This window comes from Bdellovibrio sp. BCCA (assembly GCF_037996825.1).
Classification (GTDB): domain Bacteria; phylum Bdellovibrionota; class Bdellovibrionia; order Bdellovibrionales; family Bdellovibrionaceae; genus Bdellovibrio.
In genome coordinates, this window is record NZ_JBBNAC010000001.1 from 486146 (window position 1) to 502257 (window position 16112).

Below are 16112 nucleotides of genomic sequence, written 5' to 3' on the forward strand. Positions count from 1 at the left end.
GAGAGCTTTTTTAGGAAAAATCTATTTCCAGTTTTTAGGGATAAAGCTCACGACAAGCTCCTCACCACTCATCTTAGACCAATCGATCTTGCTACCAAGAATGACAGCATTTTTAACTGAGTCGTACACCCAGCCGTAGTGCATGTCTCCAGCGATCAAGGTTGTCGATCCGAAAGTGACAACGATGCTGCTCACATCAGGAGCGGTTGTCAGAGGAATTTCCTGAGTAACTTGACCCACGAGACCCGCACCGAGCTGACCCAATTGGTTTCCGTAGTCTTGCGCACAAAGGTTGATGATTTTTCCATTCAGCAATTTAACGGCGGTTTCGATACGGTCATTTTGGTCCTCTGAAGTCATGCAAGATTTATCATTTGCCAAAACTTGAATAGCAGCCACAGTGACTTGATTCGGATTCGGTTTCAAAGCCTTAAGAAAGTTTGAGAAGATTTCCGGAGTGACATGAGGTGAACTTTGATCGCCTGCGTCCGTCAACAACACGACAGCCAAATGAGCATTGGATCTTAAAAAGCCAGGATGGTCTTGAGACAATGCAGGTTCAGATAAAGCTGCGATCGTTGCATCAAAAGGTCTTTCGTTCGCACTTCCGTTTGTATTAACATTCAAGTTCGTCGCCAGGGTCGTTAAGAAGTCAGGACTGTTGCTATCGGCAATTTTATTTGCACCATTGAACTTACCAGCACAGATACCGCCGTAAGTGCAATCCATCGTTGTTGTTGTAACACCTGCATGAACATGCACGCCGTTTTTAAGGGCGGCTTTTGTTAAAGCGGGGATGTTCGTGATCAGATTTTTTTGATGCTCACTCATGCTTCCGGAGTCATCGATGACAAAGAGAACATCGAGCTCACTGACTTGTGGTTGAACGTGAATTTCAACTCGTCCAGGAAACGCAAAAGTTGTTTTAGTGATTTGAGCGGCTTGTGCTACTGAAAAGCTCGCCAAGAATAATGTAAAAATAAGCGAACGCATTCTTCCTCCCATAATTTGGTGGCAGGCTAGGGGGAGGAGTTGGAGGATTCAAGATTATTCCGTGCAAGTGTTCCATAAATTTCTAGAAACGAATTTATGCATCCTGAGGGCGATGAAATGCGTCGAAAAATAGAAATTGGCCGCATTGTTGCGGCCAATTCTTAGTAAAATTTTAAGTTTTTTTAGCGGTTGAATTTTCTTTTCAAAGGACTGTCGTATTTTTTTAGCAAGGAAGTCAGTCGAAACTTCACTTCCTCTTCGTGAAGGCCGCATTTTTGTGCCACCAGTCCGTAAATGGATTTGATGCTTCCGTGAGTAAGTTCCAGTTCATCGGCTGAAATATCCTCCCAGGTTTTTTGAATTTCCATTTTCAATGCGGGCCAATTTTCTTTAGAGATTTGTGTGTTCATCATAATCACTCTCCCGTCTCTGTCTAGGAAGAGAAGCAGGGGGAGTGCCAAGGTACAAAGGGCTTTAATTCGTTCTTAAGGAACACCCTGGGGCAAAAATCCCTGAGGGCGGGGATTGTCACCCCTAACAGGCGATCGGGAATTATTTTCTCTTAAGTCTTTTTATAACCCCTTAAATTGAACCCTACGGCGGCAGGTTTATTGAACAATGGGTTCGCTGATGAGGTGAACATGCGAAAACAATATCTCCTGGCGGCTCTGTCGTTCGCAATTTCTGTAGGAACAGTAGCGCCCCGAGCTTATGCGGAACCTATGACAGCGATGAACTCGTTGGCGAGTTCTCAAGATTATCTCAATGCTTTGAATGCGCTGGATATGTCTTCGGTGCGTGAGGCGTTGGTGAATATCTGGTCTCACGGTATGAATCCGAATGCGTACTGGACGCCCGAGATGGAGCAGGCCTTCATTTCAGGACAGATCGAGCAAGCTCCTTTACGCCGCCAAGTTTTGCAAGTGTATCTGCAAGCTTTAAAAGATGTGGCGATTGGAAGCACAGATCCTCAAAGTCTTGCGTCTGATATCAAAATCAAACGCAAAGATTTTTTCACAGTGGAGCAAATCAATTCATTGATTCTTGCAAATGGTGGCAAAGCGGATCTGGTTTTAGAACAAATTGCTCCGCAGTCACCAGCGTATCTTTCTTTGCGCGAGGCTTTGCGTCGCTTGTATCCGCTTTTGTTGAAGGGCGGTTGGGATCGCATCAGTCCGGTGAATAAAGAACTTTCCCTGGGCGTCCGTCACCCTGTGATTGTGAAGTTGAAAGAACGTTTGCAAGTTTTGGGTTACAAGATTTCAAGCATTGACGATGTCTTCGACCAAGAGATGCTTCAGGCAATCAACGACGTGCAAACAAATCTGCGCATGAAACCTGACGGAAAAATTTCTCCGGGCGGTCGTACGTGGGGATTCTTCTGGGTGTTCTGTGGAGAGCGCGTTCGTCAGATCCAAGCTGACATGGAAAAACTGCGCTGGTTGCCACAACGTCTTGAGGACCGTCATATTTTCGTGAATACGGCATTCTCGCATTTTGTTTTGACAGACAAAGCACAAAACAAAGTGATGAGTTTTAAAACTATCAACGGAACTACAGAAAGAAAAACGCCGACGATGCGAGATAAGGTGACTTACCTTGTTTTGAATCCAACGTGGACAGTGCCGCCAACGGTGTTCCTCAATGATAAAGTTGAGATTATTAAGAACCTCGATAAGAACGGCATTCGCAAATACTTTACGGATAACAACTTTGAAGTCTATACGTCTGATTTTTCCCGCACGATTGATCCGACAACGATCAACTGGAGAGGTATTAGCTCGGCCAACGTGAATTTCTATATCCGTCAGAAACCAAACTACATGAATGCTTTGGGTGTGGTGAAGTTCATGATGACGAATCCTTACGCGATTTATCTGCATGACACAAATCAAAGAGAGCTTTTCAGTGAAGCTCAGCGTTTGCGCAGCTCCGGCTGTGTGCGTTTGGAAAAACCTTTGGATTTGGCGGAATATCTTTTGGCGGGAACGGAATGGTCACGTCCTCAGATCGAAAACTTCGTCGTGAAACCAGGACAAGTTCTTCCAGATGAAACACGCGTGAATTTGAAGAACCCTATTTATGTATATTTAATGCCTGTAACTTCGCAAATGAACTCGGATGGTGTAATCCGTTTCGTAGAAGATGCTTACGGCCACAATCAATTGATTTTAAATAAAGTTCGAGGAATCGGAAGGTAGTTATGACAAAATTTATTTTAACTCTGGTATTGTCTTTTTCTTTCACAGCCTGGACTCAGCAAGCAAGCGCGGCTCCGATCGCGGCGGCTTCTCAAGTACTAGTAACAGGTATTGTTGAGCACGTTGAAGCTATGGAAAACGAAGCGATGGTGAAAATCGTCGGCATGCAACAGCTTTTGATTATTAAAAACTTAATGAGTTTTCCTGAGGCGAAAATTCAAGCGTTGGTTGATAGCCAAGAACACAAAACTGCTGTTCGCATTAAAGTGAACGAAAAAAACCAGATCATCGACGTGATTCTTTAATTGAAAAAGGCCCCTTTATAGGGGCCTTTTAGTTATTACTGAACTTTCTTATCTTTTTTTTGAGCGCGTTCTTCTTTACGAGCCTCTTTTTTTTCCTCTCGTTTTTGCTTTCGCTCCTCTTTACGAGCTTCGCGAGCTTCTTTTCTCTCTTTTTTCATTTCAGTGTCATCTTGTCTATGCATCGAAGACACGGATTGTCCAAGAACTTTAGGATCAACACCCAATTCTTTAGCTATTTTTCCCCAGCCCATTTTTTGTTCTGTGCGCATTTTTAAAATCTCATCCACAGATTTGCCGGACTCTTTTGCAAGAGCGCCGACCATACTGTACTGCGACTCAGAAATTTTAGAATCTTGCATCGCTTTGATTTGTTCATCCGTGAAGCCGTATTTTTCCTTGAGCTTCGCTAGATTATCGGAAGTCGAAGCTTCCTGGGTGGCTACGGGTTCAGTATTTGCGGCTTCGTCCTCGGCATAAGCGCCCAGCGGGTTGATTAAGGCGCCTGCTAAGAGAAGCACGAGAAGTTTTTTGTTCATACAACACTCCTTTGTTAGTAGTTGACGAGAAACTTTCCTAAAAGAACCGTTTCGTTGTAATCTTGGTAACCACTGCGGGACTTTTGCGAATAGTTTTGCAGTGAAAATCCCACGGACATATCAGAAGACAAGGTTCGGTTGGCTTCGACAGTCAAAAATACCGCGGAATATCTTTCTTTAGCGGTGTCGAATTTACTCACGACTTGACCGTGCTTGCGCGTGATTTGCGTCTCCGTCGTTAAATCTCTGGAAAGAAAATTTGTCTGTTTGAAACCAAGTTCCCCCGTGAGATCCCATTGCGGCATGAGTTGATATTCGATAAGCCCTGAAATCAAAATATAGTAAGAACTAAAGGCGCTTTCTGAAGAAAGATTAAGACCTACTTCGCCAGTCGCTTCAAGATACGTCGCCGAGTTCAGTTCATAACCGTAAATCGCATTTTCACTTAAAATGTGGTCCAGGCGATTTAAAGAATAGTAATCGCGTGCTTCATAGGCGGTGGTGAGATCTAAGGTGGTTCTTGCGGAGAAAGCGTAATTTTTTTCTATGGAAAACACAGCACCATAATTACTAAAAGAATTATCTGTGGTCATAGGTTCCCCATAGACGTATTCTTGGCCTCTTAATTCGACCTGACATGTTTTATCAGACCAGCATTTTAAACGGTCTGAAAGACCCCATAATAAGACATCGTTGGAGTTTTCTTTGCTGTAGTCTTTATAGCCTAAACGCAATCCGAAGACGTTCTCATCAGTCTTAAAAGAGTTTCTTGTTCCCAATGAAAGAAAAAAATCACTTTCTTTATTGGTGTTTGTCAAAAGAGCGTTGTCTGTCATTCCAAGTTCCAACCTATTTCTCGAAGTCCAGTCCGCGAGCGCCGATGAAGTCAAGACGAGGAGGATTGTATGTAAAGCAACGAGGTGTCGTAAGTATTGCATAGGATCTAATTATAGAAAGCTTTGGACGCTTGAAAAGAGGAATGCTGGTTTGAAATATACGAATGCCAGGCTGAGACTTGCCTTGATTGATTCTGATAAGATTGATTTTGTGATGATCTTTTTGACAATAAAAAAAGCCCCAGATCAGAAGAGCTGAGGCTTTTTTGGTTCTCTATTTTAAGAGATTTTTTACGGCTGTGGTTGTGGTGGTTGTTCTGGCTTTTGGTTCACCAACCAAGTTGCCACGTGATCTAGCATCGTTGTGATTTGAGAGATGCTATCGTAAGTTTCTTTGTCGTCGCTAAGAAGCTTTTCGATGATCTCCTTAAGACCTGGCTGATTGGCATCAAAACCTTTGTAAGCAGGATTGATCACAGCTTGGATTTTGCCGTTCACGCCACCCGTGCTTGCCGATAAAACAGCTTGAACAGACTTAAGTTCAACGTCTTCAAGTTTCAAGTTTGCAGGAAGTTTTGTCATATCGATTGTCGCGTTGATGCGCAATCTTGCAGACTGCACGTTTCCTTGAGCGTCTTTTTGCAAGTCTTCCATCGCGATATCTAGGATCGCTGCTTCGCCGTACTTTTTTGTATACTCAGAAGCAAGATCTTTCGCCAATTGATCCAAGTCTGTACCGAATTGGTTGATCGTCTCTTGACCAAAAGCCTTTTTCAGATCCAATTGCAACGACAAGTCCGCCGCTGCTGTCGGAGCAGAACCATCACCATAGTGGTAGCTTGCGTTTTGAAGTTTCAAAGCTAATTCGTTCTCGGGTCCTTTTTTAGTCACAGTGGCAGCGATACCGAAATCCAAAGCGCGAACAGCATCCACGTTCAAATCCGTGAAGCTAATATCCATTGTTGTTGTTTCGTTATTGAATGGAGCTACGATCGCAGCGACTTTTTTATTCACTTCTTCTTTAGTGATAAGACCAGCGGCAACAGCGAGTGAAGAAAACACGAACACGAAAGGCGTTGCCTTTTTAAGCAATGATTTCATTTAAAACTCCCTTATGGTTTGTTGATGTAAAGGCTTGTATCAGAAGAGAGTGCGCAATGGGAAGAAAATGCGAGCGTTGAAATCATTTCTTTTTGTTCATTGCAGACGGGCAAGGATCAGTTCAATGCGGAAAGCTTTTGGCAAAAGAATTTCAACGCTTCACTGTATTCACCCAGATCTTTGATCACGGTTTCAGCGAAATTTTTTGAAGGTTCGACGAATTGATTGTGCATAGGTCGCACGTGCAACTCGAACTGTTTTTTAACGCCTTCAGGAGTGCGCCCGCGCTCATTCACGTCACGGTGCAGACGTCTTTGGTAACGAAGCTCTTCGGGCGTATCAAAGAAGACCGCCTCATCAAGTTCCGCGCGCACTTCATTGGAATGAAGAATCAAAATGCCGTCGACGAGGACGATTTTTTTAGGAGAGCTTTTGATCGTTTCAGGACGGCGGGTGTGAGTCACGAAATCATAAATGGGAATTTCGATGTCGTGACCTTTTTTAAGTTTTCTTAAACCCGCCGCAAGAAGAGAAAAATCCAAACTGTCGGGGTGGTCAAAGTTGACGGAACCGCAGCCTTCGAAGCGGTGTGACTGATCGATGTAGTAGTTGTCTTGATAAAGGATCATGCAATTGTCATCGCCCAATTGCTCTTGCAATTGCTTTGCGAAATGCGTTTTGCCTGACCCGCTACCACCTGCTACACCGATAATGTACACGCTCATGCTTTGATCCTACTTTGTTTGAAACAAACGGTCCCCGGCATCGCCAAGGCCCGGAACGAGGTAACCCAGTTCATTGATTTCAGTCTCAACGTTCACTGTGTAGATCTCGACATCGGGATGAAAATGCAGGATGCGCTCAAGACCTGTTTGGCTCGCTAAGATGCTCAACACCTTAATGGAACCTACTCCGTAGTTTTTTAATCTGTCTATAGCTGCCACAATAGTGTCGGCAGTGGCAATTAAAGGATCGCAGAGTATAATTTCTTTATTCTGCACGTCCTGAGGCATTTTAAAATAATACTCCACCGTATTGTGGATGAATTTATCGCGGTAAATTCCAATAAAACCGGTGCTCGCCCTAGGGATCATGGATAAAACGGCGTCCAGCATCCCGTTCCCTGCGCGCATGATAGAGACCACCACAGGCGGTTTTACGATGCGCTCAGCGACCGTTTTAGCAATCGGGGTCTCAATGGCGACGGTTTCTAGATGCTTCCAATCGCGCATGGCCTCGTAAACGAGGATTTTTGAAACTTCCTTCACGATTTCGCGAAATTCGTGAGAGTAGGTATCCTTGTCGCGAAGGTAACCAAGTTTATGTCTTAAAAGCGGGTGATCAATAACTTTTACTTTATTCACGGGAGACTCCTTAAAAAACGGTTCCGTCGCTCTCGATTTTTAATGGCGGGGAGCTATCAGCGCGCAAGGCTTTGGCAGCTTTACGACCGGCCCACCACGTGCCACCTTCAAGAACTTTTGCAAGAGGGAATTCTGAATCTGATTTATTTAGTTTATAGCGAACCTTTTCACCGATACGATCCAAAAGCGAAACTGTTAGGCCGCGCCATTCGATGATCAATTCGGAATCAGGACGGTGAGATTTTTCTAATAGAGCTTGGTCTTTCAAGGTGATGAGTCCCAGGTCTAAAAGAAGTCCGCCGTTGCGATATTCGGCAAGGCCCGTGAGCTTTTCAACTTCGACAAGCTCAAAGCCTGCTTCCATCAAAGGCTCCATCAAAGAGTAACTCATCCACTGGGAAAGCTTATGGAAGGCCGCTAAGCCGCCGGGAACTTTGGAGTAAGACCAGATATCGCCAAGATTCACGCCGCCGACTTTCACGCGACCCGGCCAGATTTCTCCGAGGCCATCAAGCACAGCACGCAAAACTTGCGGTCCCGTGATTTTTTTTCCGTAGCGATTGTGGAGGTAATCCACTAAGCCACCAGGACGAGCGCCAGGGAAAAGATCTTTTTTGGAACTCACAACTTTTCCAAGATTGCGCAACAAAGACAAACGACCTTCAACACCCACCAATGGATTTTCTTTTGAAACTTGGAAAGCCTTTTCTAAAGTTTCTTGAGAAAGATATTGCAGTCCCTCGCCCGTTGCGCGGAAAGGATGAGCTTTGTCGTTGGAAAGTTTTCCTTCCATAAAAAGATAAAAACTTGCGACGCCCAAACCTTCAGATCTGTTAAATGTTTTTCCTGAAGAACCTTCACGGTAAGACCATGTTGCACCAGCTCCGGCGTCAAGAAGAACGGACGTAATAACTAAATCAAACTTCGTGCGCGCTTTTTCCATGGGATCAAAGCCCGCCATTTTTTCTTCCAAAGTTTTTACGCGATCAATACCGCCCACGCGGAAGTGCCCCCAGCGTGAGTGGAATGGAATCTCAAGACTTGGATAGTTGGCTTGAATCACTTCCACCACATAGTCGACAACGTGATTGAATTTATCAGGATGATATTGAAAATGCGTTTGTCCTGCTTGTGTCAGTTCTAAAATTTTCTCGGCACTTTGACGGATCGCCAAAGGAGACAGCAAAAAGTCCAAATCTTTTTCAGTGTAAGTGTGATTATTCATCGATCGGTCTTCCTTTGACGTTTTTAAGTTCTTCTCCCGATTTGGCGTCACCTGCATTGAAATAACCTTTGGCCTTCTTTGCTTCGATTTCCACCTTCGCGTCAGCCGGGATCAGGTTTTCAGGAATGGAAATGCGATTTACGACCTCAATGCCGCTTTTAATGATCGCATCGTATTTCATATTGCTCATGGAATGCAGATTGTGAATTTTTGTGATTCCGAAGAAGTGCAAGATATCTGGCATCAACTCTTGGAAGCGTGCATCTTCGACACCCGCGACACATTCTGTGCGGTGGAAGTATGTTGCTGCGGAGTCGCCTCCAGCTTGACGCTTACGAGCATTGTAAACGAGGAACTTCGTCACTTCTCCCAAGGCGCGACCTTCTTTGCGGTAGTAGGCGATAATGCCTACGCCACCACGTTGCGCTGTTCTTGCCGCATCTTCAATGCCGTAAATCAAATACGGACGACATGTGCAAATGTCAGAACCGAACACGTCAGAGCCATTGCATTCGTCATGCACACGGCACGTAAGTTCCACATTTGGATTTGCAAGGTCTTGTGGATTTCCGAAAATATAAACGGTTGTATTGCCGATTGGTGGCAGCATGACTTTTAAATCCGGTCTTGTCACAAGCTCCGGGAACATCCCGCCGGTTTCTTGGAAAAGGATTTTTCTTAATTCACCTTCCTCCACACCCAAGCGTTGAGCGATGCCTGGTAAATACCATACAGGTTCAAAAGCGACTTTAGTGATTTTGATATCTTTGTGCTCATTGATAATTTTGCCGTCGATGTGCAAACGGCCTTTATCAATGGCTTCATAGATTTCAGGAATTTGTAAATGCGCTTGAGTCACCGCCACTGTTGGGCGCACGTCGTAACCTTCATCAAAGTATTTTTTGAAATGAATAGGAACGTCGAATCCCCAAGGATCAATGGACACCATTTTTTGCGGATCAAACCAAGAAGCAAAGGGTCCGATTTTCACGGGACTCTCGGTGTTATGAAGATCTGGTTTGTGAAGTGTTGAATACTTGCCTTGAGCAATCGAAAGCGCGCGATAAACGGTATAACTTCCGCTATGTGTGCCGATGGCGTTTCTTTTTTTTGTATCAGTCAAAGAAGCAATGACAGGGCCACGCACAGCAGGGTCTTTTGCGCCCCAGTTGATCGGCAAGCTGTCTTTGAAAACCTGACTTGAATGTGATGTTAAAATAACATGCGATGATCTTTTCATAAGAACCTCTGTTACGACATCCAGTTGTTGTCGTCTTGTTTTTCCCATTTCACTGTGACTTTTTTAACGTTCGACCAAAAATCCAAAGAGTGATGGCCTGTGATATCTCCGTGACCGAATTTAGAAGCATTCACGCCACCAAAAGAAAACGGTTCACGAGGAACAGGAACACCGACGTTGACGCCGACCATTCCTGTGGAAGCCATGCGCACGACTTTTTCAGCTAAATTCCCACTGGAAGTGAACACAGAGCAGGCATTGCCGTATTCAACGCTGTTTTCAATTTTCATGGCTTGAGAAATATCTTGGCAGCGGATGATGCTTAAGATGGGCCCAAAGAGTTCCACCTTCGCGACTTCGCTGTTAGGAGAAACGTTATCTAGAATTGTAGGACCAATCCAGTGTCCGCCTTCCATTCCCGCAGGGGCTTTGGCTTTACGGCCATCTAACAAAACCTTCGCACCTTCTTGTTCAGCTTTTGCGATGGCTGTATTTAAGAAATCCACTTGGGATTTTGTGATGATCGCACCCATGTCTTTTCCTAGAACCAAAGAGCGTGCGCGCTCTGTGATTTTTTCGATGTGCTTATCGACGTTGCCAACAGCTAACAACACAGCCGCAGCCATACAACGTTGGCCTGCGCATCCTGTGAACGAGTCACTGATGCCGATGCCAGAAAGTTCTGGATTCGCATCTGGTAAAAGAACAATGTGATTTTTTGCGCCACCAAGGGCAAGAACACGTTTACCCAATTGAGTTCCGCGCTCATAGACTGTCTTGGCAACTTTCGTTGACCCCACGAAGCCAACAGCTTTGACGTTTTTATTGTCGATAATAGCTTCGACAGTTTCTTTTCCACCTTGCAGAACTTGGAAAAGTCCGTCAGGAAGTCCCGCTTCTTTGAGAGCGGCTGCAATTTTTAATGATGTGAGAGGTGTTTTTTCAGAAGGCTTCCAGATGTAAGCATTTCCCAAAGTCAAAGCGATAGGAATCGTCCACATCGGAACCATGGCAGGGAAGTTGAACGGCGTGATATTCGCAACGACACCTAAAGGCTCGCGACGGTATTCGCAAGAAACTCCACGGGAGACTTCGCTTTTTCCACCGAGGTCCATGTTTTGAAGAGCGATCGCGAATTCCAGAACTTCAATGCCTTTTAAAAGACCGGCTTTTCCTTCAGCAAAACTTTTTCCAGATTCGGAACTTTTTAAGTGAGCGATTTCATCAAGGTCGCGCATCAGGATTTGACGGAAGTTGAACATCACTTTCGTGCGCTCTTTCATCGGAACTTCGGCCCACTCTTTTTGCGCAGTCACGGCATCAGAAATTGCGGCGTTCACGTCTTCCGGCGTGGAGTTAAAGAACTCACCAATTTTTTTTCCAGTGTAGGGGCTGATAACTTCGGTTTTTGTACCGGAGCCTTTTTTAAATTTTCCAGAGACAAAGTTCTGGCATTCGATCGGTTGAACAGGGATCTGAACAGTCATAGTTTTCCTCTTGCCGAAGCAATAAAAACTAGAATGATTGCTCAGCCCCTTAGCTTTGCCAAACGAAAATGAGTTGCTGTCAGTTTCGTAATGTTGGGGACTTTTTTGATTTTACAAATTTGGACGCAAACTAAAACTGCGTATTTAGCGACTCCAATCTCGCATCGAAATAATCCGTCACAAGTTCAGAGCTGCCAGTGGTTTTAAGATTCTCGATATCTTCTTGCACAGCCTTAATGACCTTATCGAAATCTAGTGAAATGACCTGTCCATAAAGCAGTTTCGCTTGCATGTTTTTTTCGAGGTTCGAAATTTTTAAAAGAACATCTCTTTCAAAAACATTTAAGCCACCTTTTTTAGACATGTACGTTTCAAGATCCGTGCAGCGATAAGCGACTTCTTTAAGGTTGCAGTGTTCGCGGTCAATGCCGTTCATTTTGCAATTTTTAGATTCGCTGCTTTTGTAGAAATCAAAAATCTCAGTCGCATTTTGGATCTGATAAGGAGCTGTTTCCATCACCCCGTTTTTTGTAAATCCTTTGCCGTCTCCTAAGTAAGTGTAGCCGTGCACTTCAGAAAACATAGGAGCGGGAAGAAGTTTTCCGTTTTTGTTGAAACGGCGGAGAGCAACGATATCCCCTTTTTTCATTTCTTCCTTTGAAACCTGTTTGCATAAAGGCGAATCAATCACGAATGCAAACTCACTTCCTAAAGTGTGGTGAACAGCTTCAGAGATGTTCGCAAGGTACGTTGCTGAGTTCCAGCAATTGGGTCCGCCTTTTTTTGCGTAGTTACCAAGAAGGTGGTCGATCTTTCCTTGTAAAAGAGCGGCGTTTAAATCGGCATAACCTTTTGAAAGAACCGGAGCGGGCGTTGGTAGAACTTGAGCGGTCTTAATGAACAGTTCGCGCACCTCGGAAGCTTTCAGATGAGGAAGCTCGCTCCAGAGTCGTGCAACAAGGTTCACCATATAAGGTGTCGCCATGGAAGTTCCGGAGTGAGCGATCAGTCCTCCGCCAAGACTTGCCGCGCTCACTTTTACTCCGGGTGTAAGAATATCAACGCTGTTCTTTCCGTAATTCGAGAAGTAGGCCATTTTGGCATTTTGCGGAGTCACTTCGCTATAATCCGAAGCATCTAAAGCACCAACTTTAAGAACATTGGGTTGAGTGAAACTTGCGGGATACTGACGGTTTTTATAGTCGTCGAGATCTTGCTCAGAATTTCCGGAAGCTACAACGAATAACGTATCGGGATTGTTGTCGATCATGCGGCTATAGGCTTTGATAGCATCGCGCAGACCTAAGAGGTCTTTGTTATCGCTTGGAAGTCCGATGCTCATGTTCACGACTTTCACTTGATGTTGTTTTAAGAAAGCGGAAATACGATCAACATAAGCTGCTTGCGTGTAGTCGCCAGCAAAACCAATGAGCGCAGCATTATCAAGACCACGAATGGCGATATGAGCCACGTGAGTTCCATGAGAAAGGGGGCGGTTGTCTTTTTGAAACCCCGTGGAGGATTCTGTTGGGAGGCCTATGTTGCGAACTTGCTCCCATCCAAAGTTATCATCGACCCAACCGTTTTTATCGTTATCGATACCATCAATAGGATCGTTGGGATTATTCCACCACTTCGCCACCAAGGCCTCGTGGTTATAATCAAAACCTGAATCAATAATGGCGATCAAAAATTTATTTGAGTTTTCTCTTTGGCGTTTTAAAATCTCGATTTCTTTTTCTGATTTGCCTTGGGCGCGCAGAGTTTTTACGAGGTCGTAGGGTTCATACATAGAGAATTGGGAGATGATTTTCCCTTGGGCATTTTTTTCGACGAAGGCATAAGGCTTTTCTTCATTGTCTTTGTATGAAAAGAAGACTGAAGAAACCAATTGATTTTTGTCGTTCAGATAATCTTTTTTAAGAATGCGAAAAGGTTTTTTAGTTTCGTAGTTTTCGATGTACTCAAACTTGTAGGGGATTTCTTCCGTGTAAACCCAGCGGCGTAAGCGTACTGAATTTTCAGTCGTGTCGTTCTTCTCGTTAAGACCGGTCCACTCTTCTTGCCATTTGATTTGTCCAAAAGATTCTTTTTCAACGGAGATATTGGCCTTGATCACATGGCCTGGTTCTGGATACTGATAGCGTTGCCATGACGTGAAAATTCCATCCGTGCTATAGAAGCGTTGTTCAACAAGCTGACTGTCTTGATAGTAAGATTCGTTGGCGGTGTTGCCGTTGGCGAATTTTTCTTTTTTAACTTCGACGGCGGCGTAAAGATGTTCCTGTCCCAAAATGAGAAAACTTAGAAGAACTTGGAAAAAGATTTTCAAAGTCACAGGACACCTCTTTCGTTAATGAAAACGATTGCAATCGAGGTGCCCTTACAGAGGGAAATAAGGGGATTTGGAGGCCTGCTCCTGTCTAGGGATCAGACAGGGGACCAAGGCCGACACTTCGTTCTTGAAACGAACTTGTTAAGCCAAAGCTTTTTGAATATCGTCAGCGATGTTTTTAGGCTCTTCTTGAGGAGCATAACGTTTCAAAACTTTCCCGTTACGTCCCACCAAAAACTTTGTGAAGTTCCACTTAATCATCTCAGTCCCAAGAAGTCCCGGAGCGGACTCTTTCAACCATTGATAAAGAGGATCGGCATTGTCGCCGTTCACATCCACTTTCGCCATCACGGGAAATTTCACGCCATAGTTGAGTTGGCAGAACTCTTGGATCTCACTGTTGTTGCCGGGCTCTTGCGCTCCGAACTGGTTGCAAGGAAAACCAAGAACAGTGAAGCCTTGATCTTTGAATTTTTCATAAAGCTCTTCAAGGCCCTTGTACTGAGGAGTGAAACCGCACTTGCTCGCGACATTCACGATAAGAACGGCTTGGTCTTTGTATTTATCGAGAGAAACCTGTGAACCGTCGGCACCTTTGACTGAAAATGATTGAAGAGTTTTTTCCATGATGAGCTCCTTTACCCGAAACTTTTTAAAAACCTCAAAGTGATTCGACATCAACCTGCAAAAAATGAAAAGAGAAAATGCTTAGAGGCCGTCGAATTATTGTGAGGTTGTTTGCGGTACAAATTAATATTTGCATGGGAACGCAGTTTCAGAATGAGACATTGAGCTGAAAAAGAGGCGGTGAATACAAGATCGTCCTCACTAAATCATGAGAAAGATTTGTGAGTCTGTTTAGGAAACTAGCCTTAGTGCCGATAAGCTTACCATGGGGAAAAAGGTATTTTTGGCATTCACCCTCCTTAGCGTATCGCTTTGGTCCTTGCAGGAAGTGCAGGCGGCGGATCCTTTTTTGGGCTGCAAGTACTTCTGTGAAAGCCAGTACAACCCCACGCTGAACCCTAAAGGTTATGACAACTGTCTCGTGCAAACTCAGATGGAAGGCTATTGCGGAAGCAAGCCAAGCACTGGACGGACAACAACGCCAGCGGCTGATGCGCGAAATGTTCCTGCGACAAATCAACAACAACAACAGCAAACACAAAATCAAAATGCTCAAGCGTCACAATGCCAGACGCAGTTTGCTCAGCTTTATCAACAATGTGAAACCAAACTTTCAGAAACGGACAGCACTTGTGATGAAAAAAACGATGCGGGGATGAACTCTGTTTCTGCGACGGCCTCGCAAGTGGCGTTGATGATGGGACAACAGACGTCGGCCAGCATTCAAGCTGCGTGTTCAAAAATGGCTGATATTTCTCAGGCTGCGAATGGTGCGGTGGCTGCTTATCGCTTGATGTGCAGCGGGGCCATCAAAGACTGTCGCTCGGCGTGCGCGGATCTTGTGAACTTTTCTAAATCCAACTCGAATTGTTTTGTGAATTCTCCCTCGGGTAACATTGATTTACCAAATGTCTCTGAGAGCGCGCGCCAAATCACTCTCCAACTTCGCAATCAAAACAGTCTTGCGATGGTTTCCTCGGCCGAAGCCATTGCGGGTCGTTGTAACAATTACGATGCGAAGATGAATGAGGCGCAACAGGCCATTCAAAACTATGGCATGACAGCGGCCAACGCCAGTCAGTGCGCGCAACTTTCTAAAGGAACAACGACCGCCGTTCCGGAATATTGCAAAGCAAATCCAACAGCGGTCGGCTGCAATCCAGCAGCACCTGTTGACTGTACAAATCCTAAAGAGGCCACTAGTAATAAAGTCTGCGTTTGCTCCGTAAATCCTCATGATCCGATGTGTTCAAATTCGCAAAAGGCCATTTCAGATGGTGGCAATACAAGTCTGATTGATTCTTCTTCGCGCGTTGCAAGTGGTGGCTCGGAAGACTTCTCTGGAGATTTACCCAATCTTCCACCCGTGATGCCGGGAAAACCTTTTTCGGATGGTTCTGGTCAAGCGGTGGATGGCAGTCAAGGCGGCGGGACCCTTTCTGCTACAGGCACTGGTTCTGGTGCTGGAAATGCGGGAGCGAAGACAGGAACTTCAGCAGAAGGTGCCAGTGGTGCCGCGAATTCTCATGATGTGTTGAGTGGATATTATGGTGGTGGCGGCAGTGGTTACAAAGGCAGTTACGGAAGTGGTGATGGAAGTGCAGGCTCTCGCGGAGTTGCCGTGCAAAACACAGGAGCCACTGCAAACTCTGGAGGACCAGATCTTCGCCAATTTTTACCGGGAGGAAAATATGATCCTCGTGCGCGAGGACTTGCCGGAGCTGCAGGGCCTGATGGAATCACGGGACCACATTCAGATATTTGGCAGAAAATTCAGAACAGATATCAAGTGGTAAGGCCTTCATTGGTGCCATAGCGTCTCACCTTGAGACACGGTTATACTTTTGTAAAGTTGCGGACGG

Annotated in this window: 15 protein-coding genes; 3 read left to right on the forward strand and 12 right to left on the reverse strand. The window is 45.0% G+C overall.

Annotation, left to right across the window (positions count from 1 at the left end; all coding sequences use genetic code 11):
• Window positions 1-21: 21 nt before the first annotated feature.
• Together AAAA78_RS02475 and AAAA78_RS02480 are read right to left on the reverse strand one after the other, a co-directional pair.
• Window positions 22-993, reverse strand: a complete 972-nt coding sequence (locus AAAA78_RS02475; protein WP_340590137.1) for a hypothetical protein — start codon at window positions 991-993, stop codon at window positions 22-24.
• A 182-nt stretch (window positions 994-1175) separates the two neighbouring features.
• Complete coding sequence (locus AAAA78_RS02480; RefSeq protein ID WP_295900050.1) at window positions 1176-1406, reverse strand: CsbD family protein; 231 nt, start codon at window positions 1404-1406, stop codon at window positions 1176-1178.
• A gap of 228 nt (window positions 1407-1634) precedes the next feature.
• Between AAAA78_RS02480 and AAAA78_RS02485 the strand changes: the two genes are divergently transcribed.
• Together AAAA78_RS02485 and AAAA78_RS02490 are read left to right on the forward strand one after the other, a co-directional pair.
• Entirely contained in the window at window positions 1635-3194 is a 1560-nt protein-coding gene (locus AAAA78_RS02485; RefSeq protein ID WP_340590138.1) for a L,D-transpeptidase family protein, read from the forward strand.
• Between the two features lie 2 nt (window positions 3195-3196).
• Window positions 3197-3499, forward strand: a complete 303-nt coding sequence (locus AAAA78_RS02490; protein WP_340590139.1) for a hypothetical protein — start codon at window positions 3197-3199, stop codon at window positions 3497-3499.
• Window positions 3500-3534: 35 nt separating this feature from the next.
• On the opposite strand, the gene AAAA78_RS02495 is transcribed toward AAAA78_RS02490, so the two are convergent.
• The 10 genes from AAAA78_RS02495 to AAAA78_RS02540 all read right to left on the reverse strand — a co-directional run bounded on the left by AAAA78_RS02495 (window position 3535) and on the right by AAAA78_RS02540 (window position 14250).
• Window positions 3535-4035 (reverse strand): hypothetical protein, encoded by a 501-nt coding sequence (locus AAAA78_RS02495; protein WP_340590140.1) that lies wholly within the window; start codon window positions 4033-4035, stop codon window positions 3535-3537.
• A 14-nt stretch (window positions 4036-4049) separates the two neighbouring features.
• Entirely contained in the window at window positions 4050-4871 is an 822-nt protein-coding gene (locus AAAA78_RS02500; RefSeq protein WP_340590141.1) for a hypothetical protein, read from the reverse strand.
• A 291-nt stretch (window positions 4872-5162) separates the two neighbouring features.
• Window positions 5163-5972 (reverse strand): hypothetical protein, encoded by an 810-nt coding sequence (locus AAAA78_RS02505; RefSeq protein WP_340590142.1) that lies wholly within the window; start codon window positions 5970-5972, stop codon window positions 5163-5165.
• A 116-nt stretch (window positions 5973-6088) separates the two neighbouring features.
• A complete protein-coding gene (gene udk, locus AAAA78_RS02510) occupies window positions 6089-6697 on the reverse strand; it encodes a uridine kinase (RefSeq protein ID WP_340590143.1) in 609 nt (202 codons plus the stop codon).
• Between the two features lie 9 nt (window positions 6698-6706).
• Window positions 6707-7336: a uracil phosphoribosyltransferase gene (gene upp, locus AAAA78_RS02515; RefSeq protein ID WP_295900043.1), complete on the reverse strand. Its 630-nt coding sequence runs from the start codon at window positions 7334-7336 to the stop codon at window positions 6707-6709.
• A 10-nt stretch (window positions 7337-7346) separates the two neighbouring features.
• Window positions 7347-8561 carry a URC4/urg3 family protein gene (locus AAAA78_RS02520; RefSeq protein ID WP_340590144.1) on the reverse strand — a complete coding sequence of 405 codons (1215 nt, stop codon included), beginning with the start codon at window positions 8559-8561 and terminating at the stop codon, window positions 7347-7349.
• A complete protein-coding gene (locus tag AAAA78_RS02525) occupies window positions 8554-9801 on the reverse strand; it encodes a GTP cyclohydrolase II (RefSeq protein ID WP_340590145.1) in 1248 nt (415 codons plus the stop codon). Before AAAA78_RS02525 ends, AAAA78_RS02520 begins: the two co-directional genes overlap by 8 nt.
• Window positions 9802-9812: 11 nt before the next feature.
• The gene (locus AAAA78_RS02530) at window positions 9813-11288 is read right to left on the reverse strand and encodes an aldehyde dehydrogenase family protein (RefSeq protein ID WP_340590146.1); all 1476 of its coding nucleotides are present in this window, start codon (window positions 11286-11288) and stop codon (window positions 9813-9815) included.
• Window positions 11289-11418: 130 nt separating this feature from the next.
• A complete protein-coding gene (locus tag AAAA78_RS02535; RefSeq protein ID WP_340590147.1) occupies window positions 11419-13626 on the reverse strand; it encodes a S8 family serine peptidase in 2208 nt (735 codons plus the stop codon).
• A 138-nt stretch (window positions 13627-13764) separates the two neighbouring features.
• A complete protein-coding gene (locus AAAA78_RS02540) occupies window positions 13765-14250 on the reverse strand; it encodes a glutathione peroxidase (protein ID WP_340590148.1) in 486 nt (161 codons plus the stop codon).
• A gap of 283 nt (window positions 14251-14533) precedes the next feature.
• On the opposite strand from AAAA78_RS02540, the gene AAAA78_RS02545 reads away from it, so the two are divergent.
• Window positions 14534-16066: a hypothetical protein gene (locus AAAA78_RS02545; protein ID WP_340590149.1), complete on the forward strand. Its 1533-nt coding sequence runs from the start codon at window positions 14534-14536 to the stop codon at window positions 16064-16066.
• Window positions 16067-16112: the final 46 nt, after the last annotated feature.

What these genes read in the sequence shown, in the direction of transcription:
- AAAA78_RS02525 (WP_340590145.1), bottom strand. Translation starts at nt 9,801, where the DNA reads ATGAAAAGATCATCGCATGTTATTTTAACATCACATTCAAGTCAGGTT.
- AAAA78_RS02485 (WP_340590138.1), top strand. Translation starts at nt 1,635, where the DNA reads ATGCGAAAACAATATCTCCTGGCGGCTCTGTCGTTCGCAATTTCTGTA.
- AAAA78_RS02490 (WP_340590139.1), top strand. Translation starts at nt 3,197, where the DNA reads ATGACAAAATTTATTTTAACTCTGGTATTGTCTTTTTCTTTCACAGCC.
- AAAA78_RS02495 (WP_340590140.1), bottom strand. Translation starts at nt 4,035, where the DNA reads ATGAACAAAAAACTTCTCGTGCTTCTCTTAGCAGGCGCCTTAATCAAC.
- udk (WP_340590143.1), bottom strand. Translation starts at nt 6,697, where the DNA reads ATGAGCGTGTACATTATCGGTGTAGCAGGTGGTAGCGGGTCAGGCAAA.
- AAAA78_RS02505 (WP_340590142.1), bottom strand. Translation starts at nt 5,972, where the DNA reads ATGAAATCATTGCTTAAAAAGGCAACGCCTTTCGTGTTCGTGTTTTCT.
- AAAA78_RS02500 (WP_340590141.1), bottom strand. Translation starts at nt 4,871, where the DNA reads ATGACAGACAACGCTCTTTTGACAAACACCAATAAAGAAAGTGATTTT.
- AAAA78_RS02540 (WP_340590148.1), bottom strand. Translation starts at nt 14,250, where the DNA reads ATGGAAAAAACTCTTCAATCATTTTCAGTCAAAGGTGCCGACGGTTCA.
- AAAA78_RS02480 (WP_295900050.1), bottom strand. Translation starts at nt 1,406, where the DNA reads ATGATGAACACACAAATCTCTAAAGAAAATTGGCCCGCATTGAAAATG.
- AAAA78_RS02530 (WP_340590146.1), bottom strand. Translation starts at nt 11,288, where the DNA reads ATGACTGTTCAGATCCCTGTTCAACCGATCGAATGCCAGAACTTTGTC.
- AAAA78_RS02520 (WP_340590144.1), bottom strand. Translation starts at nt 8,561, where the DNA reads ATGAATAATCACACTTACACTGAAAAAGATTTGGACTTTTTGCTGTCT.
- AAAA78_RS02475 (WP_340590137.1), bottom strand. Translation starts at nt 993, where the DNA reads ATGCGTTCGCTTATTTTTACATTATTCTTGGCGAGCTTTTCAGTAGCA.